Below are 23805 nucleotides of genomic sequence, written 5' to 3'. Positions count from 1 at the left end.
TTCATCACTTTTGGAGAATGTCATTCTCTAAGGAACTGGTTACCGTGCAGTAGCACTCTGCCGGTCAAACTTGACGGGTGTCAAGTGGATCGTTTCAACCAGGGCCTACGCCGGCGCCGAGCGCACCTGCACGCGCTTCTGCAATTCGCGGGCCACCAGCTCGCTGGCGATCTCGACGGCGCGGCGCGGATCGGCCCCGGCCGCCCGGTGGGCGACGTAACAGGCGGTGAACATGTCGCCGGCACCGGTCGTCTGCACATCCATCACGCGCCACGCCGCGGGTACCCGCACCACGGTGCCGTCCTTATAGATGTCGCAGCCCTCGGAGCCGTAGGTCACCAGGATCTCGGGCACCCCGAGCGCCTGGGCCGTCGCGAGGTCGAAGGCGCCGTCGGCGACGATGACGGCCTCGTCCTCGGCGAGCTTGAGCACATCGAGGTGGCGCAGCAGCTCCGGGGAGAAATGCCGGTCCAGTTTCAGCGGGCCGACGTTGTCGGCGCGCACCAGGCCCTGGCCGTCATAGGCGATCCGATGGCCGCGGGCCGCCAGATGAGCGAGGGTGTCGGCGGGAAAGTCGGTACGCAGCAGCGGGGCCAGATGGATCCAGGTGGTGCGGGGATCGTCGGTGTCCACATCGCGCGGCGTCCACACCGGGCCGATCGCCTGGACGCCCATGTGCCGGTGATCGGTGTCGTCATAGTCCAGGCTGAATCCACTGGTCCGGTCCGACGGCAGTAGGCGCACCAGAGAGCCGAACCGCTCCAGCACCGGGTCGAAGAGCTCGTGATGCTTCTCCTCGCCCATCGCCACGATGTGGGCGGTGCCCGGCGCGGCCTCCAGCGCCACCCCGGCGAACGAAGCGCACCCACCTGGGCTCGGCGGAGCCCCATTGATGACGTCGATGGCCAGGTTCCCCAGCACTGTCACGCCCGGGACGAGCTCTGGCGCCATCAATCGATTCCCCTGCTTGTGGTTTGTCCTGTCGTCGGCACATGTTGACGTGGCCGTGCGCGGAAATGGTAGTCCGCGTCGCACCCTTTCAGCGATTCCGCAGTGTCGGCAACCGTGTGCCGATCATCACCCCGGCAGGTTGTACGGGGTGACGACCTGGATCGGAGTGGGCCGTACCGGCTCCTCGGGCAGGGCCCGGTGCTGCGCGAAGATGACCCGGATGGCCAGGCGCGCGTCGGCTCGCAGATCGTTGTGTAGCACCACCGAGAGCCTGCCCTGCCGGAGCAGCCTGCGGTTGTCGACATCAAGATCGTGGGCGACAAAGACCCGGCAGCGCCGATTCAGCGTGTCGAATGCCCCGACGGTCGCGTCGTTGCCACCGCCGGGCGAGTACACCGCCTCGATCCCGGGATGACGTTTCAGCGCGTCGAGGACCAGCCGTTCGTTGGTGGCGTCGATACCGTCGCTGTCGCTCACCTCCACGATCTCGCGTCCGGTGCCGCGCAGCCCGGACCGGAATCCCACCTCACGCTCGCCCTCGCCGCGGAATACCGTGCGACTCAACGTGATCAGCACGCCGGATGGCGCCTCACCGAGCCATTGATCCACCAGGAACGCCGCTGTCAGGCCGGCACCGTGATTGTCGATGCCCACATAGGCGCAGCGATCACTGTTGGCCACGTCGGTGGAGTAGGTGACCACCGGCACGCCGGCGGCGACGACCCGATCCACGGCCTCGGCGACCTCGGGTTCGTCCTGGGCCTTGAGGATGACGCCGTGGCTGCCTTTGATGCGGGCCAGCACATCCGCGGTCTGCGCTGCCGAGCCCGACTCCCACAGATGGAACCGGGCCCTCGGCACGGCCGGGGCAAAAGCGGGCAGTTCGGCCTCGATCGCCGCCCGGAAAGCGTCGGAGAACCGCTGCGGGGTCTGCATCACCACATCGATGAGGTAGCGACGACCGTTGAGCCGCAACTGCGCTCGCTGCTTGTCCAGGTCGGCGATGGCCTGCATCACCTCGGCCCTGGTGTTCTCGCGCACCCCGGGCCGGTTGTTGAGGACCCGGTCGACCGTCGCCTCGCTCAGGCCGGACTGCTGAGCGATCTCGCGAACCTTGTAGCGGTGCATCCCGCCTCCCGCGGTGAGGTGTTTTTGACGGTTTTTTGCTGTTGATTGCGGTCGGTATCACAGCAAGACTAACTGCCATGCCCGCTTCACTCACCACTTCCGGTTGGATCACCGAGTCCGCCTGCGACCTCGCGGATTTCCGCCATCAGGTACTGCGCGATACCGACCTGGCCGACTACCCGCACGCCGTCGACGTACGGCGCAACGTCCTGGTGTACTCGGCCGCCGGTATCGCCGATGCCGATCGCCGGGCACTGCAGTCCGAGGTGATCCGCGCGCTCACCGACGGCCCCGGCGTCGTGGTTTTCGAGGGCGCCTTCGACGATGGGGTCACCGACCGCGCGTCCGCGGCGTTCGACGAGATCATCGCCGCCCAGCGTGCCCTGGGCGGGGTGGCCGGAGACCACTTCGGCAAGGCCGGCGCCAACGACCGGGTCTGGAACGCCGCGCAGAAGCTCGCCCTGCACGCGCCCGAGGTGTACGCCGAGTATTACGCCGCGGACACCCTGGCGCTGGTGTCGCAGGCCTGGCTGGGCCCGCGCTACCAGGTCACCTCACAGGTGAATGTCGTCAATCCCGGTGGCGCCGCGCAGGTTCCGCATCGGGATTACCACCTCGGTTTCGTCGATGTCGACCAGTTGACGCACTATCCGGCGCACCTGCACCGGATGTCCGCGGCACTGACGCTGCAGGGCGCGGTCGCGCATTGCGATATGCCGCTGGAGAGCGGGCCGACGATGCTGCTGCCGTACTCGCAGCAGTTCGAAGCCGGCTACGTCGCCTTCTACCGGCCCGAGTTCATCGAGTTCTTCGCCGAGCACCACGTCCAGGTGCCACTACGCAAGGGAGACGCGGTGTTCTTCAATCCGGCGCTGTATCACGGTGCGGGAGAGAATACTTCGGCCGATATCAGCCGGATGGCCAATCTGCTGCAGATCTCGTCACCGTTTGGCCGGGCGATGGAATCGCTGGACCGGACGGCCATGGTCAAGGCCGTCTACCCGGCACTGCTGCGGATGCAGCGGGCCGGCCGCCCTGCCGCCGACCTGGTCAACACCGTCAATGCCACCGCCGAGGGCTACGCCTTCCCCACCAACCTGGACAGCGATCAACCGATCGGCAGCCTCGCCCCGCCCAGCCAGGTCGACACCGTGCTGGCCGCCCTGGCCGACGGACTCGAACTCGACGGACTCATTGCAGTAATGGACGCACAAGACGAACGGAGAACCCCATGACCACCATCGGCGTGATCGGACTGGGCCGCATCGGCGCATTCCACACCGAAACCCTCACCGGGCTGCCCGGAATCGACGGGTTGGTGATCACCGATGAACGCGCCGACGTGACAGCGTCGGTCGCCGCCAAGCACGGCGCCAGGGCCGTCGGCTCCGTCGAGGAACTGCTGGCCTCGGGCGTCGACGGCGTCGTGGTGGCCGCGGCCACTCCGGCGCACGCCGACCTCACCCTGGCCTCCGTGGAGCGCGGCATCCCCACGTTCTGCGAGAAGCCGATCGCCTCCACCGCCGCCGAGAGCGCCCGGGTCGCCGAAATCATCAGCCGCTCCGGCGTGCCGGTGCAGGTCGGTTACCAGCGCCGCTTCGACGCCGCCTTCGCCGCGGCCAAGGATGCGGTCGACGCAGGCACCTTGGGCATCCTGCACACCGTGCGGAGCACCACGATGGATCCCGCTCCCCCGCCGATGGACTACATCAAGGGCTCCGGCGGGATCTTCCGGGATTGCGCGGTCCACGATTTCGACATCATCCGCTGGATCACCGGTCAGAACGCCGTCGAGGTGTACGCCACCGGCACGGTGCAGGGTGACCCGCTCTTCGCCGAGTACGGCGACGTCGACTCGGCTGCGGTGGTGGTGCGTTTCGACGGTGGCGCACTCGGTGTGGTCTCCAACGCCCGCTACAACGCCCGTGGTTACGACTGCCGCCTCGAAGTGCACGGTTTTCAGGACAGCGTCGCCGCCGGCTGGGATCAGGGTGTGCCACTGCTGAACACGGACCCGCGCAACGATTTCCCGTCGGGCCCGGCACACAATTTCTTCATGGACCGCTTCACCGAGGCGTTCCGCACGGAACTGGCCGGCTTCGTCGAGGTCGCCAAGGGCGGACCGGTCCGCGGCGCGACCGTGGCCGACGCCGTCGAGGTGGCCTGGCTGGCCGAAGCCGCCACCGAATCCCTGCGCCGGGGCGCCCCGGTGACCATCGCGGAGGTACGCAACGCATGAGCACGACCATCAAAATCGCTGGGGCACCGATCTCTTGGGGCGTGTGTGAAGTCCCCGGCTGGGGCTTCCAGCTCGAACCCGAACGTGTCCTCACCGAGATGCGCGGTGTCGGGCTGACCGCCACCGAACTCGGACCGGAGGGCTTCCTGCCCACCGACACCGACGAGCTGAAGTCCGTGCTGACGCAGCACGAACTGGCCTGCGTGGGCGGATTCGTCCCGGTGGTGTTGCACAAGGCCGACCACGATCCGGCCGATGACCTTGCCGGACCGCTCGATTCGCTGGTGGCCGCGGGCGCCGGCGTGGTGGTGCTGGCCGCCGCCACCGGTGCCGACGGGTACGACTCGCGTCCGGTGCTCGACGAGTCGCAGTGGTCCACCCTGCTGGCCAACCTGGACCGGCTGGCCGGGATCGTCGCCGACCGGGGCCTGCTCGCCGTCCTGCACCCGCATGTGGGCACCACCGTGGAAACCCGCGCCGAGGTGGACAGGGTGCTCGCCGGATCCTCGATTCCGCTGTGCCTGGACACCGGCCACCTGCTCATCGGTGGCACCGACCCGCTGGAACTGGCCAAGGCGGTACCGCAGCGCATCGCCCACACCCACCTCAAGGATGTGGACGCCGCGCTGGCCGCCAAGGTGCAGTCCGGCGAGCTGAGCTACACCGACGCCGTGAAGGCCGGGATGTACACGCCGCTCGGGACCGGTGACGTCGACATTGCCGGCATCGTCTCGGTGCTGCGGGACAACGGCTTCGACGGCTGGTTCGTGATGGAACAGGACACCATCCTGGACGGTGCGCCCGACGGTGACGGGCCGCTGGCCGATGTGCGTGCCAGCGTCGCGTACCTGAACAGCGTCACGGCGTGACGCAGACCGGACTGCGCATCGGGGTGCTCGGCGCGTCCCGCATCGCGGAGGTCGCGATCGTCGGTCCCGCGGCCGAACTCGGTCACCGCCTGGTGGCCGTGGCGGCGCGCGACCGCGGTCGCGCAGAGTCCTTCGCCGGCAAGTACGGCGTCGAGCGCGTCCTGGATTCCTACCAGGACGTGATCGACGATCCCGCGGCCGACGTGATCTACAACCCGCTGGCCAATGCGTTGCACGCGCCGTGGAATCTTGCCGCCATCGCGGCGGGCAAGCCGGTGCTGAGCGAAAAGCCTTTCGCCCGTGATCAGTCCGAGGCGGTCCGGGTGGCCGATGCCGCCCGCGCGGCCGGTGTCACCGTGCTGGAGGGGTTTCACTACTTCTTCCACCCGGTGACCCGGCGGGCGTTCCAGTTGGCGGTCGACGGTGAGCTGGGTGAGATCCGCCGGGTCGAAGCCCGGATGACGATGCCCGCGCCCAGCGACGATGACCCGCGCTGGTCGCTGGATCTGGCCGGCGGCGCTCTGATGGACCTGGGCTGTTACGGCCTGCACATCATGCGGACCCTGGGCCGTCTGTGCCTCGGCGGTCCGGTCGTCACGGGATCGCGCGCCGACCTGCGCTCCCCCGGTGTCGACGCGCGCTGCGATGTCGAGCTCGCTTTCCCCAGCGGGGCAACCGGGCTGTCCACCAACTCGATGGTGGCACCGGACTATTCGTTCACACTGAAGATCACCGGCAGCGCGGGTGAGGCCTTTGTGCACGATTTCATCCACCCGGCCCAGGACGACAGGCTGACCCTGAGCACCGCCGCCGGCACCACCGTCGAGCATCACGGCACCCGACCCTCCTACAGCTATCAGCTGGAGGCCTTCGCCGCGCATGTGCTGGGCGGCGCGCCGCTGCCGTTCGGGGCCGACGACGCCGTGGCCAATATGGCCCTGGTGGACGCGGCCTACCGGGCGGCCGGGCTCGAACCGAGGTAACCCGACGGACGCAGGCCCCTGGGGAAAACCCGGGGCCTGCGCCGTCAGCCGTCACACGTCCGGGATGAGCTACCCCCGTGACGACATCCGCTTTGCCGTCCGGGAACCGGCGGCGCTGCGTGCGCCGGCCTTGGCACCCTTGGCGCCGCGTACCGCTCCGGTGACCTTTGCGCTGTCGACCTCGGAGTCGCCCGCCTCGACCGCACCCGGAACCGCCGTGTCGGTCTCGTCGACCTCCGCTTCGCCGTCGGTGGACTCATCGCCGTTCGACTCGGCGGCAGCATCGGTAGCCGGTTGCGTCACGACCGCGGTGGGCTCGGTCGCGCCGACTTCGTCCGGAATATCGGTGTCCGCGGTGACAGTCTCCGGGGCCGGGACCGCCTCGGGCGACTCCGCGCCCGACTCCCCCTCGGGCACGGCCGCAGCTGCGGGAGACGTCTCCGAGGCGTTCGCCGCCTCTTCGACTTCTGCTGCCGCCGCGGGTGTTTCGACACCGGGAAGGGTCAGCGTGACGACCTTCGCGCCCGCGGCGAGCGGCGTCGACACCGCGTCGGCGACATCAGCGGTAGCCGCGGCGGCAGGGGCGGCCGGCGTGGCACCCAGTGCGGTGGCGACGGCACGAGGGATGGTCACCAGCAGCGTCTGGAGCAGGCCGCCGCCGAACGCGTCGTCACTGAAGGTCAGCAGGCCCGGATGGAAGCCACCCTGCGCGTCGGTGTAGCCGTTGAGGACAGCACCCGTCAGCTGGGCGGGAATGTTGATCGCGGCCGTGAGCGCATCGACCAGGCGCCCACTGCCCAGGGCCCCGACGACATCCTGCAGTGACCCACCGAGCGCATCGACGGCCCCCACGACCGGACCCAGCGCACTCGAGAGCAGCGGCAGCGCCGTGTTCAGCGACAGCAGCGCGGACACCACATCCGTGAAGTTCTGGGCCATCTTCGCCGGGATCTCGAGAAGACCCGAACCGGCCAGTGGCAGACCGATGATCATCATGATGGGCGTGGAGATCAGCCCCGCGGAAAGGGTGATGAACGCATCCGCGATCAGACCGGACCGCAATTGCCCGACAGCAGTATCGATACTGGCGGGCAGACTGTACGGATTGCTCGGCGACAGGTACTGCCCGACTCCGTCGACCACCGATCGGCCGGCGCCGACCGCGGTGCCGAGGTATCCCAGCTGATTCCGGACGAGCTGCCGCAGGATCGGCGCCGGGTCGGAGAGCACGTCCCCGCCGAGCGCGCCGACGTTGTCGATGGCGTCTTGGAGGACTGACACCCACAGCGCGATGGGGTTGGCCTGCGCAGTGAGCGTGAAGGCCTGCGACGAGACGGCCGGAACCGCCGGAACGGAGAGCAGCGGGTTCGACGGTTGAATGGGCATGACCGCGATCGACGCGGCCCCCACCAACGCGACTCCGGTTGCCAGGTACGGCCTTACTGCAGCGTGCATGGATCCTCCTCTGGTGTGCCCACACATGTGAACGCCGAGTAATTTACTCAGAAGTAAGTTGACAAGTGAGGGCTTTACGTCAAGTCGACGTGGCCTCGCTTCACCCCCGCGCACCCCGGCAAATGCCCACTTCATTCGGTCCATTCACGGCGGGAACCGCCTGCTGCGCAGCATCGTTCGCGCGGGCAACCGTCACAGGAGGAGCGACGGTCGCCGATTTCGGCACCGGCGTCCCAGGAAGATGACCGGCGACCCAGGTATTTGTCATCGCAATGTTCCAGGTCGCACCGCCTTGCGCGGCGATCACCCGGCACCCTCGGATCCGACGTTTGCTGACGAACGCCGTCAGTGCACCCGTAGTCGGCAACGACCGGCGGGCCACCCGGATCTGGTCAAAATTAACTAAAACGTAAATATCGGCAAACTGATGGCACTCACCGCGACTTTTCCGGGCCGCCGCGGATCAGATGTGTGCTCACGAACGAACCGCGCGCGCCCGCCGTGGGGCGGACGCGCGCGGTTCGAGGATGACTAGTGCGTTTCGTAGCGGTCGGCCAGACCCGTCAGCGTGGATTCGATGCCCTCGGCGTTCTTCTTGTGGAACCCGAGCAGTTCCACCACGAACGGCACCTTGGCCGTCGAGTAGTCGAACGTCTCGGTGACCTTCGTGGTGCCGGGACTCACCTCGGAGAGCTCCCAGCGCCAGCGATGGCCCAGCGGGTGCTCCCATTCGACGAGGTGGTTCTCCTGGACCGCGGTCGCCTTCGAGGTGATCTTGTAGGGCAGGCCGTACTGCGTCATGGCGACGGTGAACTTGTCACCCTCGGTGAGCCGGTGCGGCCCCTGCACGTCGGCGTCCCGCACGGTTCCCGAACCATCGAGATCGTGGTGCCGGTGCGGGTCGGCGATCTGGTCGAACAGCGCCGCGACCGGTGCGGCCACCTGCACGCTGCGGCTCACGGTGCGCGGCCCGGCATCTTCTGTCTTCAGTGTTGACGTGGTCATGAGGGCCGGTATACCCGGCGGGCAGCGGCGCTACACGGCATGTGACGCGCTCAGCAGCACCTTGACCACATCGGTGGCCCCGCGCAGGTCGGCGAACGCCTGCGGGCCCGCACCGATCGGCTGAACTCTGCTGATGAGCGGGTCGATATCGAGGGCACCGCGGGCCAGCAGGTCGATGGCCATGCCGAACTCCTGCTCGTAGATGAAGCTGCCACGGATGGTGACCTCCTTGAACACCAGGTCGGGCGCCTGGTAGTACGGCGGCCTGGGCGCGACACCGGTGACCGTCAGCACCCCCCTGGGCCGCAGCACCCGCAGCGACGACTCGATGGCCGCCGGCACCCCGGAGGCTTCGAATCCGAACGCCGGTGCGGCACTGGGATCTTCGAACACAGCACCCGGATCGGTGGTGAGGGGGTCCATCACGTCGTCGGCACCCATCGCGACGGCCTTGGCACCCCGCGCCGCAGAGGGCTCGAACACTGTGATCCGCCCGGCACCCATCGAGCGCAGCAGCGCGATGACGAGCAGGCCGATCGGTCCCGCACCGGAGACGAAGGCCGCGTCCCCCATGCCGATGCCCGATCGCCGCACGCCGCGTAGCGCCGTCGCCAGCGGTTCCACCCAGGCACCCTGCCTGGTCGACACGCTCTCGGGCAACCGGTGCAGCACCGTGGCCGGTACCGCGGTGAACGGCGCCATGCCGCCGTGGCGTGCCACGCCGACGGCGGTGCGGAACAGTTCGGTGCACAGGTTGAACTGGCCGGCACGGCAGAAGCCGCACCTACCGCACCAGTCGCCGTTGGGGTTGACGCAGACCCGGTCGCCGACTGCGAACCCGGCGACCTCGCGACCGACCTTCTCGATGACACCGGCGAATTCGTGCCCGAGTGCCACGCCGGCCGAGAATCCCTGCTGCTGGGCGTGCAGGTCGCTACCGCAGATGCCGCAGTAGTCGACGCGCAGCACCACCTCGTCGGGCGCCGGCGTCGGATCGGGGATGTCGCCGAGGTGCTCGACACCGTCGGCACCCAACAGGACTGCCTGCATCAGTTGTTCTCCGCCAATCCGCTCGGCCAGGATTCGGCGTGCACGTCGGCGGTGGCGGTCAGCACCTCGGCGAGCAGATCCTCGTCGATGGGGGCGGTGGCGGCCCGCACCGCCGAATCCAGGTGATGTGCCTTGGTGGTGCCGATGAGGGTGGTGGCGCAGCCGCTGCGCTGGATCGCGAACTGGTTGGCCAGGAATGCGATATCGGCTCCGCGCCGCCCACAGATCCCCCGCGCCCGGTCGGCTGCGGCGCGCATCTGTGCGCTCGCGGGCACATCGGTCTTCAGTCCGCCCGGGGTGAGCAGCCCGAGTGCGACCGCCGCCGCGTTGATGACCGCGGTCCCGTTCTCATCGGCGACCGGCAGCAGTCCGTCGGTGAGCTCGGTGTTGAGCAGGGTGAAGTGTGCGTAGTTCAGCACCACGTCCAGGTCGGTCTCGGTGACCGCGCGGCGCATGGTGTGCAGCGGGTACCCGGTCATGCCGATGAACCGGCACTTACCCTCGTCCTTGAGCCGCACCAGCTCGGCATATGCGTCCTCGAAAACCGTTCCCAGCCCGACGAACTCGATGTCGTGCAGTTGCAGCACGTCGACGTGATCGCGTTGCAGCAACTGCAGGCTGTGGTGAAGGCCCGCACGGATGCGCTCTGGTGCGAAGTCGAACTCGTCGAATCCGTAGCGCCCGGCCTTGGTGCCGATGATCACCGGCTCGCGGGTTCCCTTGAGCGCCAGACCGAGTCGCTCCTCGGCCAGACCGCCGCCGTAGTAGGGCGAGGAGTCAAAGAAGTTGATCCCCGCGTCGATGGCGTCGTGTACGGCGGCGACGGCCGAGTCGGCATCGACGGCGCCGAACATGTCCCCCAGCGGCGCGGTGCCGAATGACACCGCGGACACCTCGAGGCCGGTCTTGCCGAGGACGGCGTATCTCATGCTCGGCTTGCCACCAGTGAGTCCCGAAGTGCGGCGTCGGCCGCCTTGAGGACGTTGGCCGCCACTTCGATGCCCTCGATGCGACCGAGTTCGACGTCCTCGTGCTCGATGTTGACCATCATGTCCGGGTCCACCTCGTGCAGCGCGCGCAGGAATTCGGTCCAGTACGCGGTGTCGTGCCCCTTGCCCAGCGCCACGAAGTCCCAAGCCGCATTCTTCGGCCATTCGTTGGCCCACTCGTCACCGCCCAGGTTGGTACGCGGCTCGTCGGGACTCAGCCGGCGGAAGCTGTTGTCCAGGACGCCGTTGAGCGCGGCGTACTCCGGGTTGACACGGACGTCTTTCGCTGCCGCATGGAAGACCAGCTCGCCCAGGTGACGCACCACCGCAACGGGGTCCATCTGCTGCCAGAACAGGTGCGACGCGTCCAGCTCCACACCGACGTTGGTGGCACCGGTGACTTCGACGAGCTGGAGCATCGATGCGCTGTTGAAGACCACGTTCTGCGGATGCAGCTCAAGGGCAACCTTGACGTCATGATCACGCGCCAGCCGGTCGGTCTCGCGCCAGAAGTCCGCGGCGACCTGCCACTGGTAGTCGAGTACGTCCGATGCCCCCGAATTCCAGGCGTTGACAATCCAGTTGGGCCGGCGTGCACCGGTTTCGCCGCCGGGCAGGCCGGACATGGTGACCACCCGGTGCTGTCCCAGCCGCTGCGCGAGACGGATGGATCGCCGGATGTCCTCGGCGTGCTCGGCCCCGATCTCGGGATCGGGATGCAGCGGGTTGCCGTTGCAGTTCAGTCCGGCGATACCGACACCCGTGCCCTCGAACTGGCCGAGGAAGTCGTCGCGAGCAGTATCGCTCACCAGGATCTCGTCGAGTGTGGGGAGGTGCACCGGTGGCAGGAATCCGCCGGTGTTGAGTTCGATCCCGGTGAGGCCGAGATCGGCGATCACCGCAATCGCCTCCGGCAGGCTGCGGTCGTGCAGGATCGCGTTGTACAGGCCGAGTTTCATGATCGTGGTATCCCTAGGTGTCAGACGGAGTTCTAGACGACTTTGATGCTGGTGCCGCCGGACCGGGCGGATTCTGCGACGGCGGCGACGACACGCAGGCCGTGCAGGCCGGCGTCGAACCCGGGCAGCGGCCCCATGGCTCCATCTGGGCGAGCGAAGCGACGGGGAAAGTCACAGTCGGCGATCTGGTCCAGGAAGGCGCGGGTCTGGTAGACGAACAGGTCCGCCACGCCGTGCCCGACGCCGCCGGCGTCCATCGGCAGACCGCCGCTGATGTAGGGGTGATCGGGGCCGATCAGCACCCGGCGGGCGCCACCGATATCGGTGCGCACATCGTCGGCGGACAGCTGGAACTCCGCGGCCCGGTGCAGATCCCACGCCGCCGAACCCTTGGAGGCGAACAGTTCGAACGCCAGTCCGTCGGGCAGGTTGTGCGCGACCCGCGACGCCGAGAACGTGCCGACCGCACCGTTGGCGAAGGTGGCGGTGAAGGTCGCGACGTCTTCGTTCTCCACCGGCGCGAGTTCGTCGCTGACCGCACCCTTGGTGTGCCCGTAGGTGACGCCGACCGGCACCGGGCGTTCCCGGATGACCGTCGCGAACGCCGCACCGGCGACCTCGGTGATCGGACCACAGACGAACTCGCCGAGGTCGATCAGGTGACTGCCGACGTCGGCAAGTGCCCCCGTGCCGGGTCCGCCCCGATACCGCCAGGTGATCGGCGAGGTGGGATCGAGCGCGTAGTCGCACCAGTAATGGCCGTTGAAGTGCACGAGTTCACCGATGGTGCCTGCGGCGAGTTCGCGGCGGATCTGCTCGACCGCCGGCGAGCGCCGGTAGGTGTAGCCGACGGCGGTGACCCGGTCGGAGTTCTCCGCGGCGACCACCATGGCCTCGGCGTCGGCGAGCGAACCGGCCAGTGGCTTCTCGCACAGCACATGCTTGCCGGCGGCCAGCAGTCCTTCGACGATCTCGCGGTGCAGGTGGTTGGCCACCACGACGCTGACGGCGTCGATGTCGGGTGCTTCGGCGATGGCCCGCCAGTCGTACTCGGCACGCTCGTAGCCGTAGCGCCGCGCCGTGTCGTCGGCGACGGCCTGATTGGTGTCGGCGATCGCAACCAGCCGCACATCGGGCCGATCGGTACCGAAAACCGTTGTCGCGTTGCGATATCCCGCGGCGTGCGCGCGGCCCGCCATACCGCCGCCGATCACGGCGACTCCGATCGTGCTGGTCATCAGCGGACACCTTCCGTTGCGTAGGCCGAGATCTGTTCCACATTCGTGTCGTCGATGAACGACGGTCCGGTCAGGATGGGCTGACCGCCCCCGAGGATGCTGCGGTTGTTCAGGTAATTGGCGAGCGTGTCGACGGCCTGATAGCCCTGCAGCCAGGGCTGCTGGTCGACGGCGAAGGCGACCTTGCCGTCCTTGATGGCCGTCATGAGTTCTGGATTGGTGTCGAACGTCGCGACCGTGATGTCACGGCCCGTCGCCTCGGCGACCGGCAGCGCCGTCATCGCGTAGGAGGCGTTGAGCGTGATGATCGCGTCGATGGCGGGGTCCTGGGCGAGCTTCGCCTCGACAGTGGAGCGGGCCGAGGACATGTCGAAGCCGGAGAGGTAGACCCGCTCGGTGCGGCCACCGAACCCTGCCTCGACCCCGTTGCAGCGCTTGTCCAGAGCGGGCACGCCCTGCTCGTGCACCACGCACAGCACCTTGCTCGCGCCGGCCTGCTTGAGACGTTCGCCCGCCGCGGTGCCCGCGATGACCTCGTCCTGGCCGATGTACATCAGCGCGTCGGCCCGCTTCCAGTCGTCGTAACCGGAGTTGAAGGCGACGACCGGGATCCCGGCGGCGACCGCCTTCTTGGAGACCTCCAGGAGCGCCTCGGGATTGGCCAGATCGAGGGCGATCGCGTCGACCTTGGAGTCGATGGCGTTCTGCACCAGGGTGGCCTGTTTGTCGGGTTGCGGGTCCGAGGAGTAGCGCAGCTCGACATTGTTGGTCTCGGCGCCCTGGGCGGCGCCCTTGCGCAGGATGTCGACGAACGCATCACTGGGGTTCCAGTGCCCCACCATCGCGACGGTGTGCCGCGGCAGGTTCACGTTGACCGAGCCCTCCTCGCCGCCCTGGTCGGCAGGCTTGCCGCCGGTGCTGCTGCAGGCGGCCAGGCTCAGCGCGACGGCTGTGGCGGCCACCGCCGTCCGGATCAATCGGTTCACGACTTCCTACCTTCGTTGATGCGGATTTAGTCCGGTCTATTTGACCGGTCTAACTCGATGGCACAACTATGAGGGCGGTCACACGGTTCTGTCAAGGGGGTGCCGCACCCTGTTCGGGGTGTTGGCTCAAATAGTTTGGCGTGCAGCGTCTTTCACGCTAGCGAGGGTTCGCGACCGGACCCGTGGTCGCCCGCGCCACCAGCCGGGGCTGCGACACCCAGGACTCCGGTTCGACCCGCCCGCCATCCAGCCGCGACACCACGGCCTGCACCGCCCGGTCGGCCTGTTCCCGCGGCTGTTGACTGACGCTCGTCATATCGATGTGCCCCAGCCTGGCCAAGGCGCTGTCGTCGTACCCGGCGACGGAAACATCCTCGGGGACGCGGACGCCGGAGCGACGCAGGGTGTCGACCACCCCTACCGCGATACGGTCGTTGGCACACACCACCGCCGTCGCCGTCGACCCACCGGTCAGCAACTCGGTTGCCGCGGCCATCCCGGAATCCTCGGTGAAATCACCCTCGATGATCTCCGTAGCCTCTGCGAGCCCATGCCTGCGCATGGCACGCAGGTACCCGTTGCGGCGATCCGCGGCGATGACGCCGCCTCCCCCGGCAACGTGCACGATGTGCCGGTGGCCGAGTTCGACGAGATGATCCACCACCGAACCGATCCCGCGGCCGTCGGCGGTACGCACGACATCGAGCGAGTCCGCAGATATCCGTCTGCCGATGACGACGGTCGGTAGCCGCGAGCCGAGATCGGCCAGTGTCCGGGTGGACAGTTCCGAACCGATCAGCAGCAACCCCTCGGACCGGAAGTCCAGTAGGGTCTCGATCACCTTCGTCTCGTCATGGGTGGGTGTGATCGGCCCGAGCACCACCTCGTAGCCGGCCTTGTCTGCCGCAGCGACGATGTGCTCGACGATCTCGGCATGAAAGCTGTTGCGGATGTTGGTCGTTACGCCGATGAGGTGTGTCCGCCTGGCGGTCATCAGTGCCGCCGTGCGGTTCACCCGGTAGCCGAGCTCGTCGGCCGCCGCCAGCACGCGCTCGCGGGTTTCCGTGCTGGGCCCGGGCGCCTTGCGGAAGACCAACGACACCAGCGCCTTGGAGACACCGACCTTGTCGGCGATGTCCTGCATCGTCGGTCGATCCTGGCGGTCGGGCATGCACCGATGATCCGCGACAGAACTAGACCGGTCAAGCCGGACACGACTTCGGCGCGGCTCCCCGGGGTCAACCGGAGGACCGCGCCGAAGTCGTCAGTGCGTTATTTGCGTCCGAGCTCGTGGGAGAGCGCCTGCAGCTCATCGCCGCCGGCCATCTGCTGGGTCAGGTGCTCCAGCGAGATCTCGTCATACGTGCAGTCCAGCTTCTGCTTGCCACGGTTGAGCAACACGAAGTGATCACCGACCATGTGCGCATGGTGCGGGTTGTGGGTGATGAACACGACGCCGAAGCCGGCGTCCTTGGCGGCGGTGATGTACTTGAGCACCACACCGGACTGCTTGACACCCAGCGCGGCCGTCGGCTCGTCCAGGATCAGCACCCGCGCCCCGAAGAACACGGCCCGCGCAATCGCAACGCACTGGCGCTGGCCACCGGACAGCGACCCGATCGGCGCGTCCACATCGGGCAACTCGATGCCCATCTTCGACAGCTCGGCCAGCGTGGTGGCACGCATCGCGTTCGCGTCCAGCGACCACGGGAACGACTTCTTGCGCACCTCCTGGCCGAGGAAGAAGTTGCGCCACACCGGCATCAGCGGAACCACCGCGAGATTCTGATACACGGTCGCGATGCCTTTGCCGAGCGCATCAGCGGGTGACGAGAACTTCGTGGTCTCACCATCCACCAACAGTTCACCCTCGGTCTGCTGGTGCAGGCCCGCGATGATCTTGATCAGCGTCGATTTGCCTGCGCCGTTGTCGCCGAGGATGCCGGTCACCTGGCCGGCATGCACCCGCAGACTGATGTCCTTCAGCGCGGTGATGTTGCCGTAGGACTTCCCGACATTGCGGAGCTCGACCAGCGGCACCTTGCGATCGGCTGCGGCTTCGTTACTGGGAGATTCGACTGTTGCGGTCATCAGATCACTTCTTCGATGCGTAGTTACGGAAGGCGTTGTTGGCGATCACCGCGAAGAGCAGCATGCCGCCCAGGAAGAACTTGAACCAGTCCGGATCCCAGCCCGCGTAGACGATGCCCTGGTTGGTCATGCCGAAGATGAACGCACCGATGGCCGCGCCGATCGCGGTGCCGTAGCCACCGGTCAGCAGACACCCGCCGATGACCGCGGCGATGATGTAGAAGAACTCGTTGCCGATGCCCTGACCGGACTGCACGGTGTTGAACGCGAACAGCAGGTGCATGCCCACGAACCAGGCGCAGAACCCGACGAACATGAACAGCCCGATCTTGACCTTGGTCACCGGAATACCGATGGCCCGGGCACTTTCGGCGTCGCCGCCGACGGCGAAGATCCAGTTGCCGATCTTCGTCTTGAACAGCACCCAGGTGGCCACCACGGTGAACAGGATCCACCAGAGCACGGTGACGCGGATTCCGATGCCGGCCACGGTGAACGTCGAGGAGAACACCTTCTGCGCGGAGTCCCAGCCGTCCATATCGCTGACGCTCTGGGTGGCGACCTGTCCCGCAACGAGTTTCGTCACAGCGAGGTTGACACCGGCCAGCATGAAGAACGTACTCAGCGTGATCAGGAAGCTGGGGATCTTGGTCTTCATCACCAGGAAGCCGTTGAAAAACCCGACCGCCAGCGCCAGCACCAGGGCCAGTGCCGCCCCGACCCAGAGGTTGAGGTGCAGGTTGAACGCGAGCATCGAAGCCGCCAGCGAACTGAAGGTCACCGCCACGCCGGCCGACAGGTCGAACTCCCCGCCGATCATCAGCACGGCGACACCGCAGGCCATGATGCCGATGGTGCTGCTGGCGTAGAGCACGGTCGCCAGCGACGACGCCTCCCGGAACGGAGCCGCCACGATGAAGAACGCGACGAAGATCCCGATCGCACCGATGCCTGCGCCCATCTCGGGCCGGATCAGGAAACGCTGTAGACGATTTCGTTCCTTGACGCGTTCGTCGCGGACGACCTCATGGTTTTCGAGGGTGACCTCGGTTTGAGTGGACATCTCTGCTCTTTCCGACACTGCTAGCGAGTTCCGCCCTTGGCCAGTTCGGCCACGGCGTCGATGTTGGACTTGTCGATGAAGGAGGGGCCGGTCAGCGTCGCCTGGCCGCCACCGATCAGGTTCTTGTTGGCGAGGTACAGCCACAGCGAGTCGATGGCGAGGTAGCCCTGCAGGAACGGCTGCTGGTCGACCGCCCACTGCACGTCACCGTTTTGGATGGAATCCACCAGCGCGGCATTGGTGTCGAAGGTGGTGATGTTCGCGTTGCTGCCCGCGTTCGCCTTGGACTGCACCGCGGTCAGGGCGATCGGCGCGCCCAGCGCGACGAAGGTGTCCACCGTCGGGTCCTGCTGCATCTTGGCCGTGATGGTCGCCTCGACCGACGGCATGTCCTTGCTGTTGACGTTCAGGATCTCGGTCTGGCCTCCGAAGCCCTCCTTGACACCGGCGCAACGAGATTCGAGGGCAACCTGACCCTGCTCCTGGATGATGCAGACGACCTTCTTGGCGCCGTCGGCGTTGAGCCGCTCGCCGGCCGCGATACCGGCGAGTTTCTCGTCCTGGCCGAAGTACTCCTGAATGCCCATGCTCTTGAAGTTGTCGAAGCCGGAGTTGAACGCGACCACCGGGATGCCCTTGTCGATCGCGGCCTTCACCGCGGGCGCCATCGCCTCGGGCTTGGCCAGGGTGACGGCGATGCCGTCCACACCGCTGTCGATCGCTGCCTGCACCAGGTTGGCCTGGTTGGGCGCCTCGGGATCGTTGGAATAACGCAGTTCGATGTTGTCCTTCTTGGCCGCCGCCTCGGCGCCCTTGCGGATCAGGTCCCAGAACGAGTCACCGGGAACCTCATGGGTGATCATCGCAATGGTCATGCGCGGGGTGTCGACGGTGCCGCCGCCCCCACCCTCGCCGGCGCTGTCCTGCTTGCCGCCGCCGGACGAACACGCCACCATCCCGAACGCCAGTACGCCCGCTCCGGCCAGTACCGCGAGCCGCTTCAACGCCATTGTTTCTCCTCGTTTCAAGATCGCCGTGTCGTCCACATCGGCCCGGCGGACCGAGTGCCGGACGCCACGCCTGCACGACTGATGTAATACGGCTCACACCCGAAAGTCAATACTTTGTCCTGACATTAGGACTGCAAGTCATTTGTCCGAACCATTTCCGCAGGCCGCCACCCCGGGAGCACCCGTCGAACCGCGCACCACCAGTGTCGGTTCCCGAACCACATCCACCACCTCGGCGGGCCCATCGGGATCATCGAGACGGCCGACCAGTCGCTGCACCGCGGCCGCGGCCAGGCCCATGGCATCCTGGCGCACCGTGGTGATGTCCACGTGGGCAAGCCCGGCCAGCGGGCTGTCATCGAATCCGAGCACCGACACCTGTTGGGGCACTGAGACACCCGCTCGGATGAGGACATCCAGGACACCGAGGGCGCACCGGTCGTTGAAGGCGAACACCGCGGTGGGCAGTTCGGATTCGGCGAGCATGGCGGTGGCGGCCGCGGCGCCTTCACGCTCGGTGAGTCCGCCGGCACGCACCTGAAGCGGCACCCCGGCGGCACCGGCGGCGCGCCGGTAGCCGCGCAGCCGCTCGGCGGCCCCCGGGGCTCGGCCACCGTCGAGATAGACGATCCGGCGGTGGCCGAGCCCGATCAGATGATCGGTCCCGAGCACGGCGCCGGCGGCATCGTCGCTGCGCACGGCGTCGACACCGCGGACCTTGCGGGCAAGCACCACCACCGGTACCCGGGCGGCCAGCTCGTCGAGTTGCCGGGTCGGCGTCCCCGGTCCGACGAGGACCAGTCCTTCACATTGCTCATCGATCAGCGTGCGCAGCGCGCGGGTCTCGTCACGGTGCGGCGTGATACCGCTGAGCACCACGTCATAGCCGAGCTCCTCGGCCGCGACGTAGACACCGTCGACCAGGTCGGCATGAAACTCCTGGCCGACGGTGAAGGTGACCCCGATGAGTTTGGTACGCAGCTGACGCAGCCGGCGCGCCCGGTGATCGGGCCGGTACCCGAGCTCGTCGGCCGCCCGGCGCACCCGGTCCCGGGTCTGCTCGCTGGCACCCGGCACATCACGCATGACGATGGAGACCAGCGCGCGCGAGACTCCCGCGCGCGCGGCCACGTCTGCGAGCGTCGGACGTCGTTGCACGGCTGGATTCTAGAACGTTCTAGGAAAATTGTTGACGAAACACGCCCGATCCGCCTACCGTCCCTAGAACGTTCTAGTCGATCGGAGTCCCCCATGTCCTCCCCCCTGTCCTTCGGCCTCATCGGTGCCGGCTGGATCGGCAGCTTCCACGCCGAGACGCTGGCCGAGCGCCTGCCCAACACCCGGCTCGCCGCCGTTGCCGATCCCGTACCCGGTGCAGCAGAGAGGTTCTCGGGGGCGCGTGCCTACCAGGACCCGCTGGAGCTCATCGCCGACCCCGATGTCCAGGCCGTCGCCATCTGCTCCCCCGCCACCAGCCATGCCGACCTGGTGGTCGCGGCAGCCCACGCGGGCAAGCACGTCTTCTGCGAGAAGCCGATGGCCTTGACGCTCCAGGACGCCGACCGGGCGATCGACGCGGCACGCACCGCCGGCGTCGCGTTGCAGGTCGGTTTCAACCGGCGTTTCGCCCAGGATTTCGCTGCCATGCGGGCCCGCATCGATGCCGGCGAGATCGGCACGCCGCAGCTGTTGCGTTCGCTGACCCGCGATCCGGGTATCTCCGCCGAGGTCGCCGCCCGGGTCAAGCCATGGACGATTTTCAACGAGACGCTGATCCACGATTTCGACACGTTGTGCTGGCTCAATCCCGGTGCGCGGGTCACCGAGGTGTACGCGCAGGCCGATGCGCTGGTCCATCCGCAGTTCGCCGAGCAGGGCTTCCTGGACACCTCCGTCGTGCAGATCCGGTTCGACAACGGCGCGTTCGCGATCGCCGAGGCCAGCTTCCAGGCCGTGTACGGCTATGACATCCGCGGCGAGGTCTTCGGCTCCGGCGGTGTGCTGCAGGCCGGGCTGGCACCCGAGCACGCCGGCCGCATCAACACCGAACTGTTCGCCGATGCCTACACCGCGCAGTTCGCCCACTTCGCCGACCGTGTGCTGGCAGGCAGCGAGCCTTCCGTGACGGGTGTCGACGCCCGCATCGCACTCGAAATCGCCCTTGCCGCACGTGAATCCATCGAGACCAAGGCGCCCGTCGCGCTGAACGGAGTGCTGGCATGAGGCTCGCGGTGTGTTCGGAGATGGTCTTCACCGAGCTGCCCATCGTCGACCGGGTGAAGCGGATCGACGAACTCGGCTTCGACGTCGAGATCTGGAGCTGGCACGACAAGGATCTCGAGGCGCTGGCCGCGACCGGCGCGCGGTTCTCGTCGATGACGGGCTATTTGCACGGCGACCTGATCGACCCGGACAGCGCCGAAGAGGTGGTGCGGACCGCCGAGCTGAGCATCAAAGCCGCCGAGGTGCTGGGCACTCCGCGGCTGGTCCTGCATCCGGCCGAACTGGTCGACGGCCGGGCCGCCCGGCCGCGGCAGCGCGCCACCGGTCAGATGTGGTCGACAGCGCTACGTGCCTTGGAACGCATCGGCGAACTCGGGGCGGCGGCCGGTGTGACGTTCTGCGTCGAGAATCTCAACACCATCGTCGACCATCCGGGCGTGCCGCTGGCCCGCGCGAAGGACACGCTCGCCCTCATCGAGGGCGTCGGGCACCCGAACGTGAAGATGATGCTCGACCTGTACCACGCACAGATCGGCGAAGGGAATCTCGTCGAACTCGTGCGTCGTTGCGGTGATGCGATCGGCGAGATCCAGGTCGCCGACGTGCCCGGCCGCTGCGAACCCGGCACCGGCGAGATCCACTACCCCGCCGTCGCGAAAGCACTGCGCGATATCGGGTATGACGGCACCGTCGGCATGGAGGCCTTCGCAGAAAGTGACAGCACGGCAGCCCTGGAGGCGTTCCGCGCGGCCTTCTCCTGAGTGAATTCGGCGTGGTCGGTTGCGCTGAGCGCGTCCGATCACGCCGAAATCGCCGGAAGTCAGCGGTCGACGAGCGTGGTCTCGAAGTAGTACCGCGAGGCGCGATAGCAGTGACTTCCGAACTCGACCGCACGACCGGAGTCGTCGAACGCAGTCCGGCTCATGGTCAGCAGCGGTGCGCCGGCCTTCTCGTCGAGCAGCCGCGCCTCGTTGCGGTTGGCCGGCTTGGCGCCGATGCGCTGCCGGGCCAGCCGGATGTGCACGCCACGCCCGCGCAGGGCCTGGTAGAGGCCGCTGGCCTCGAGCTCCTCGGCATCCGGTGCGATCTCGACGGGCAGATGGTTCGTCATCACCGCGAGCGGCTCGCCATTGGCACACCGAAGCCGCTGGATGGTGACGATCTCGTGGTCCTTGCCGAGGTTGAGCTCGGCGGCGATCTCCTCATCGGCGATACCGCAGTGGTATTCGAGCAGCTGAGTCGTCGGGTCCTGGCCGGACTTCGCGAGGTCGTCGAACAGGCTGGTGAGCTCGACCCGGCGGTGCACGGGGTTCTGCACGACCTGGGTGCCGACACCGCGCTTACGGACCAGTAGACCCTTGTCGACGAGTTCCTGGATGGCTCGCCTGGTCGTCGGGCGCGACAACGCCAGCCTGCTCGCCAAAGCCAGCTCGTTCTCGAACCGGTCGCCGGGGGCCAGATCGCCGTTGCGGATCGACGCTTCGATCGCCTGGGCGAGCTGGTAGTAGAGGGGAACAGGGCTGGACCTGTCGAGCTCAACAGTCAAAGGCACGTCCACTCCGATCTGCGGCCGATGATCAGACAGATTAGCCGAACCATAGCATCATGACCGAAAGTTAGAATGTCAGGACAAACTATTGACATGAGTGAGTGACCCGAGGCACAGTCTTAAGAGAAGAGCCCGCCCACCATCTTCGGGAGCCACAGTGTCTTTTGAAAGGCCGTCCAGCACGGACCCGTTCGACGTCATCGCCATCGGGCGCAGCGGCGTGGACGTCTATCCCCTGCAGACCGGCGTCGGCCTGGAGGACGTCGAATCCTTCGGCAAGTTCCTCGGCGGCAGCGCGGCAAATGTCGCGGTGGCGGCCGCCCGACTCGGTAACCGGACCGCCTTGATCTCCGGCGCCGGCAACGATCCGTTCGGCCGGTTCGTCCGCAACGAGCTCGCCCGTCTCGGCGTCGACAACCGGTACGTGCACGCTCACGGCGAGTACCCGACCCCGGTCACCTTCTGCGAGATCTTCCCGCCCGATGACTTTCCGCTGTACTTCTACCGCAAGCCATCGGCGCCCGACCTCCAGATCGAGGCCGCCGAGATCGACCTGGACGCCGTCCGCGACGCCCGGCTGTACTGGTCGACGGTCACCGGCCTTTCCGAAGAGCCGAGCCGAAGTGCTCATTTCGCCGCCTGGGAGGCACGCGGAAGGAAACCCCTCACCGTGTTGGACCTCGACTACCGCCCGATGTTCTGGGAGACGCCGGCCACGGCCTCCGAGCAGGTGCAGCGCGCGCTGGGTCACGTCACCGTCGCCGTCGGCAACCGCGAGGAGTGCGAGATCGCCGTCGGCGAGACCAGCCCGCACAAGGCCGCCGATGCGCTGCTCGACCTCGGTGTCGAACTGGCCATCGTCAAGCAAGGCCCGCGCGGCGTGCTCGGCAAGACCAAGCACAACTCCGTGACCGTCCCGCCGAACGAGGTCGACGTGATCAACGGGCTCGGTGCCGGAGATGCTTTCGGCGGCAGCCTCATCCACGGTCTGCTGCGCGGCTGGCCGCTGGAGAAGACGCTGCGCTACGCCAATGCCGCCGGAGCCATCGTCGCTTCCCGCCTCGAATGCTCGACCGCGATGCCGACCGCCACCGAGGTGGCCGATCTCGCCGAACAGACCGCTGTGGAGGCTGTCAATGTCTAGTCTCGCAAAAACCTACGCCGACGTGACCGATGTTCGTGCCGCCGATCCCGCCGCCGTGGCCAAGGCCTGGCAGGCCCGCACCACCCGGCCCACCGTGCGCGGCGACGGCCAGCTGATGATCGTCGCCGCCGACCATCCGGCCCGCGGTGCGCTCGCCGTGGGGTCTCGCCCCACTGCAATGAACAACCGGATCGATCTGCTGGACCGGCTGCGTGCCGCGCTCGCCGACCCGGGTGTGGACGGGGTGCTGGCCACCGCCGACATCCTCGACGACCTGCTGCTGCTCGGGGCGCTGGAGGACAAAGTGGTGTTCTCCTCCTTCAACCGCGGCGGACTGGCCGGATCCTCATTCGAGCTGGACGACCGGATGACCGGGGCGACTGCGGCCTCGACCGCGGCGGCCAAGATGAACGGCGGAAAGATGCTGTGCCGCATCGATCTCGATGATCCCGGCACGGTATCCACCCTGACGGCGTGCGCGCAGGCCGTCGACGACCTGGCGGCCAACGGTCTCATCGCCATGCTGGAGCCGTTCATGTCGTCACGGGTGAACGGCAAGGTCAAGAACGACCTCTCCCCCGACGCCGTGATCAAGTCCGTGCACATCGGTCAGGGGCTCGGTTCGACATCGGCCTACACCTGGATGAAGTTGCCGGTGGTCGACGAGATGGACCGCGTCATGGAATCCACGACGATGCCGACGCTGCTGCTCGGCGGCGACCCCACCGACCCCGATGAGGCGTTCGCCAGCTGGGAGAAGGCCCTGTCCCTGAACGCGGTTCGCGGCCTGATCGTCGGACGCACCCTGCTCTACCCGCCCGATGACGATGTCGCCGGCGCCGTGGCGACCGCAGTGAAGTTGGTGCGCTGACC

General features: G+C 67.4%; 23 protein-coding genes. 8 read left to right on the top strand and 15 right to left on the bottom strand.

The window, feature by feature from the left end:
* Positions 1 to 105: 105 nt before the first annotated feature.
* Together ASE48_RS23645 and ASE48_RS23640 are read right to left on the bottom strand one after the other, a co-directional pair.
* The gene (locus tag ASE48_RS23645) at positions 106 to 951 is read right to left on the bottom strand and encodes a PfkB family carbohydrate kinase (protein ID WP_200962244.1); all 846 of its coding nucleotides are present in this window, start codon (positions 949 to 951) and stop codon (positions 106 to 108) included.
* Between the two features lie 126 nt (positions 952 to 1077).
* The gene (locus tag ASE48_RS23640) at positions 1078 to 2079 is read right to left on the bottom strand and encodes a LacI family DNA-binding transcriptional regulator (RefSeq protein ID WP_057169592.1); all 1002 of its coding nucleotides are present in this window, start codon (positions 2077 to 2079) and stop codon (positions 1078 to 1080) included.
* 77 nt (positions 2080 to 2156) lie between these two features.
* Between ASE48_RS23640 and ASE48_RS23635 the strand changes: the two genes are divergently transcribed.
* The 4 genes from ASE48_RS23635 to ASE48_RS23620 are packed head-to-tail and all read left to right on the top strand — an operon-like array spanning position 2157 to position 6170.
* Positions 2157 to 3314: a phytanoyl-CoA dioxygenase family protein gene (locus ASE48_RS23635; RefSeq protein ID WP_156409343.1), complete on the top strand. Its 1158-nt coding sequence runs from the start codon at positions 2157 to 2159 to the stop codon at positions 3312 to 3314.
* Positions 3311 to 4318: a Gfo/Idh/MocA family protein gene (locus ASE48_RS23630; RefSeq protein ID WP_057169590.1), complete on the top strand. Its 1008-nt coding sequence runs from the start codon at positions 3311 to 3313 to the stop codon at positions 4316 to 4318. The genes ASE48_RS23635 and ASE48_RS23630 overlap by 4 nt, the downstream gene beginning before the upstream one ends.
* Positions 4315 to 5187, top strand: coding sequence for a sugar phosphate isomerase/epimerase family protein (locus ASE48_RS23625; RefSeq protein ID WP_057169589.1), 873 nt, complete (start codon positions 4315 to 4317; stop codon positions 5185 to 5187). The genes ASE48_RS23630 and ASE48_RS23625 overlap by 4 nt, the downstream gene beginning before the upstream one ends.
* Positions 5184 to 6170 (top strand): Gfo/Idh/MocA family protein, encoded by a 987-nt coding sequence (locus tag ASE48_RS23620; protein WP_057169588.1) that lies wholly within the window; start codon positions 5184 to 5186, stop codon positions 6168 to 6170. Before ASE48_RS23625 ends, ASE48_RS23620 begins: the two co-directional genes overlap by 4 nt.
* Positions 6171 to 6239: 69 nt before the next feature.
* Here the strand turns inward: ASE48_RS23620 and ASE48_RS23615 are convergent, their stop codons facing one another.
* From ASE48_RS23615 to ASE48_RS23560, 12 genes are all read right to left on the bottom strand, one after another.
* Positions 6240 to 7625 (bottom strand): hypothetical protein, encoded by a 1386-nt coding sequence (locus tag ASE48_RS23615; protein WP_156409342.1) that lies wholly within the window; start codon positions 7623 to 7625, stop codon positions 6240 to 6242.
* A gap of 531 nt (positions 7626 to 8156) precedes the next feature.
* The gene (locus ASE48_RS23610) at positions 8157 to 8630 is read right to left on the bottom strand and encodes an SRPBCC family protein (RefSeq protein WP_057169587.1); all 474 of its coding nucleotides are present in this window, start codon (positions 8628 to 8630) and stop codon (positions 8157 to 8159) included.
* A 30-nt stretch (positions 8631 to 8660) separates the two neighbouring features.
* A complete protein-coding gene (locus tag ASE48_RS23605) occupies positions 8661 to 9680 on the bottom strand; it encodes a zinc-dependent alcohol dehydrogenase (protein ID WP_057169586.1) in 1020 nt (339 codons plus the stop codon).
* The gene (locus ASE48_RS23600; protein WP_057169585.1) at positions 9680 to 10609 is read right to left on the bottom strand and encodes an aldo/keto reductase; all 930 of its coding nucleotides are present in this window, start codon (positions 10607 to 10609) and stop codon (positions 9680 to 9682) included. Before ASE48_RS23600 ends, ASE48_RS23605 begins: the two co-directional genes overlap by 1 nt.
* Entirely contained in the window at positions 10606 to 11628 is a 1023-nt protein-coding gene (locus ASE48_RS23595; RefSeq protein WP_057169584.1) for a sugar phosphate isomerase/epimerase family protein, read from the bottom strand. The genes ASE48_RS23600 and ASE48_RS23595 overlap by 4 nt, the downstream gene beginning before the upstream one ends.
* 32 nt (positions 11629 to 11660) lie before the next feature.
* The gene (locus tag ASE48_RS23590; protein WP_057169583.1) at positions 11661 to 12869 is read right to left on the bottom strand and encodes a Gfo/Idh/MocA family protein; all 1209 of its coding nucleotides are present in this window, start codon (positions 12867 to 12869) and stop codon (positions 11661 to 11663) included.
* Complete coding sequence (locus tag ASE48_RS23585) at positions 12866 to 13852, bottom strand: substrate-binding domain-containing protein (RefSeq protein ID WP_327049664.1); 987 nt, start codon at positions 13850 to 13852, stop codon at positions 12866 to 12868. The genes ASE48_RS23590 and ASE48_RS23585 overlap by 4 nt, the downstream gene beginning before the upstream one ends.
* Before the next feature lie 157 nt (positions 13853 to 14009).
* Entirely contained in the window at positions 14010 to 15023 is a 1014-nt protein-coding gene (locus ASE48_RS23580) for a LacI family DNA-binding transcriptional regulator (protein WP_057169582.1), read from the bottom strand.
* Between the two features lie 101 nt (positions 15024 to 15124).
* Positions 15125 to 15943 carry an ATP-binding cassette domain-containing protein gene (locus ASE48_RS23575; RefSeq protein ID WP_057169581.1) on the bottom strand — a complete coding sequence of 273 codons (819 nt, stop codon included), beginning with the start codon at positions 15941 to 15943 and terminating at the stop codon, positions 15125 to 15127.
* 4 nt (positions 15944 to 15947) lie between these two features.
* Positions 15948 to 17006 (bottom strand): ABC transporter permease, encoded by a 1059-nt coding sequence (locus ASE48_RS23570; RefSeq protein WP_057169580.1) that lies wholly within the window; start codon positions 17004 to 17006, stop codon positions 15948 to 15950.
* Positions 17007 to 17026: 20 nt separating this feature from the next.
* On the bottom strand, positions 17027 to 18016 hold the full coding sequence (locus tag ASE48_RS23565) for a substrate-binding domain-containing protein (protein ID WP_057169579.1): 990 nt from the start codon (positions 18014 to 18016) through the stop codon (positions 17027 to 17029).
* A 138-nt stretch (positions 18017 to 18154) separates the two neighbouring features.
* Positions 18155 to 19174 (bottom strand): LacI family DNA-binding transcriptional regulator, encoded by a 1020-nt coding sequence (locus ASE48_RS23560; protein WP_057169578.1) that lies wholly within the window; start codon positions 19172 to 19174, stop codon positions 18155 to 18157.
* 93 nt (positions 19175 to 19267) lie between these two features.
* On the opposite strand from ASE48_RS23560, the gene ASE48_RS23555 reads away from it, so the two are divergent.
* Positions 19268 to 20239, top strand: a complete 972-nt coding sequence (locus ASE48_RS23555) for a Gfo/Idh/MocA family oxidoreductase (protein WP_057169577.1) — start codon at positions 19268 to 19270, stop codon at positions 20237 to 20239.
* Positions 20236 to 21000: a TIM barrel protein gene (locus tag ASE48_RS23550; RefSeq protein ID WP_057169576.1), complete on the top strand. Its 765-nt coding sequence runs from the start codon at positions 20236 to 20238 to the stop codon at positions 20998 to 21000. Before ASE48_RS23555 ends, ASE48_RS23550 begins: the two co-directional genes overlap by 4 nt.
* Positions 21001 to 21059: 59 nt before the next feature.
* Here ASE48_RS23550 and ASE48_RS23545 read toward each other — a convergent pair whose 3' ends face one another.
* Entirely contained in the window at positions 21060 to 21791 is a 732-nt protein-coding gene (locus tag ASE48_RS23545; protein WP_057169996.1) for a GntR family transcriptional regulator, read from the bottom strand.
* A gap of 154 nt (positions 21792 to 21945) precedes the next feature.
* Between ASE48_RS23545 and iolC the strand changes: the two genes are divergently transcribed.
* On the top strand, positions 21946 to 22932 hold the full coding sequence (iolC, locus tag ASE48_RS23540; RefSeq protein ID WP_057169575.1) for a 5-dehydro-2-deoxygluconokinase: 987 nt from the start codon (positions 21946 to 21948) through the stop codon (positions 22930 to 22932).
* On the top strand, positions 22925 to 23803 hold the full coding sequence (locus ASE48_RS23535; RefSeq protein WP_156409341.1) for a Cgl0159 family (beta/alpha)8-fold protein: 879 nt from the start codon (positions 22925 to 22927) through the stop codon (positions 23801 to 23803). Before iolC ends, ASE48_RS23535 begins: the two co-directional genes overlap by 8 nt.
* The last annotated feature ends 2 nt before the right edge of the window (positions 23804 to 23805 follow it).

This window comes from Mycobacterium sp. Root265 (genome assembly GCF_001428895.1).
Lineage (GTDB): Bacteria > Actinomycetota > Actinomycetes > Mycobacteriales > Mycobacteriaceae > Mycobacterium.
Note: the sequence above shows the minus strand (reverse complement) of the source record. Positions and strands in the feature narration are given on the sequence as shown.

Coding starts and splice junctions, on each gene's coding strand:
- ASE48_RS23645 (WP_200962244.1), bottom strand. CDS start 951: ATGGCGCCAGAGCTCGTCCCGGGCGTGACAGTGCTGGGGAACCTGGCC.
- ASE48_RS23640 (WP_057169592.1), bottom strand. CDS start 2,079: ATGCACCGCTACAAGGTTCGCGAGATCGCTCAGCAGTCCGGCCTGAGC.
- ASE48_RS23635 (WP_156409343.1), top strand. CDS start 2,157: ATGCCCGCTTCACTCACCACTTCCGGTTGGATCACCGAGTCCGCCTGC.
- ASE48_RS23630 (WP_057169590.1), top strand. CDS start 3,311: ATGACCACCATCGGCGTGATCGGACTGGGCCGCATCGGCGCATTCCAC.
- ASE48_RS23625 (WP_057169589.1), top strand. CDS start 4,315: ATGAGCACGACCATCAAAATCGCTGGGGCACCGATCTCTTGGGGCGTG.
- ASE48_RS23615 (WP_156409342.1), bottom strand. CDS start 7,625: ATGCACGCTGCAGTAAGGCCGTACCTGGCAACCGGAGTCGCGTTGGTG.
- ASE48_RS23610 (WP_057169587.1), bottom strand. CDS start 8,630: ATGACCACGTCAACACTGAAGACAGAAGATGCCGGGCCGCGCACCGTG.
- ASE48_RS23605 (WP_057169586.1), bottom strand. CDS start 9,680: ATGCAGGCAGTCCTGTTGGGTGCCGACGGTGTCGAGCACCTCGGCGAC.
- ASE48_RS23600 (WP_057169585.1), bottom strand. CDS start 10,609: ATGAGATACGCCGTCCTCGGCAAGACCGGCCTCGAGGTGTCCGCGGTG.
- ASE48_RS23595 (WP_057169584.1), bottom strand. CDS start 11,628: ATGAAACTCGGCCTGTACAACGCGATCCTGCACGACCGCAGCCTGCCG.
- ASE48_RS23580 (WP_057169582.1), bottom strand. CDS start 15,023: ATGCCCGACCGCCAGGATCGACCGACGATGCAGGACATCGCCGACAAG.
- ASE48_RS23575 (WP_057169581.1), bottom strand. CDS start 15,943: ATGACCGCAACAGTCGAATCTCCCAGTAACGAAGCCGCAGCCGATCGC.
- ASE48_RS23570 (WP_057169580.1), bottom strand. CDS start 17,006: ATGTCCACTCAAACCGAGGTCACCCTCGAAAACCATGAGGTCGTCCGC.
- ASE48_RS23565 (WP_057169579.1), bottom strand. CDS start 18,016: ATGGCGTTGAAGCGGCTCGCGGTACTGGCCGGAGCGGGCGTACTGGCG.
- ASE48_RS23555 (WP_057169577.1), top strand. CDS start 19,268: ATGTCCTCCCCCCTGTCCTTCGGCCTCATCGGTGCCGGCTGGATCGGC.
- ASE48_RS23550 (WP_057169576.1), top strand. CDS start 20,236: ATGAGGCTCGCGGTGTGTTCGGAGATGGTCTTCACCGAGCTGCCCATC.
- ASE48_RS23535 (WP_156409341.1), top strand. CDS start 22,925: ATGTCTAGTCTCGCAAAAACCTACGCCGACGTGACCGATGTTCGTGCC.